Origin of the sequence: Virgibacillus sp. 7505 (assembly GCF_002272135.1) — a bacterium.
Lineage (GTDB): Bacteria > Bacillota > Bacilli > Bacillales > Amphibacillaceae > Terribacillus.
In genome coordinates this window covers 1-212 of record NZ_NPBF01000465.1, presented here as the reverse complement: position 1 = coordinate 212, position 212 = coordinate 1, and the positions used below count along the sequence as shown (strand labels likewise).

The 212-nt window shown below is 48.1% G+C and carries 1 pseudogene; it reads right to left on the bottom strand.

Annotation, left to right across the window (positions count from 1 at the left end):
• Nucleotides 1-212 (bottom strand): annotated as a pseudogene (locus CHH91_RS21390) (alanine--glyoxylate aminotransferase family protein); the annotation flags it as partial.

Here is a 212-nt window from a genome sequence, read left to right as displayed (position 1 = left end):
ACAATGTTAGGCTTGATTGCGTGAATGTGGTTGATTACTTCTTCTTCGCTAAACACAGTGCCCCACGTACATTCGATTTTGTGGACATCGGCCCCGTAACGTTCGCAAATTTCTACAAGCAAATGGCCGAAACGCCCGTAAATCGGCACAAGCACACGGTCTCCTCGTTCAATTAAACTGGCGAGAACAGCCTCAATCCCTGAACGTGACGT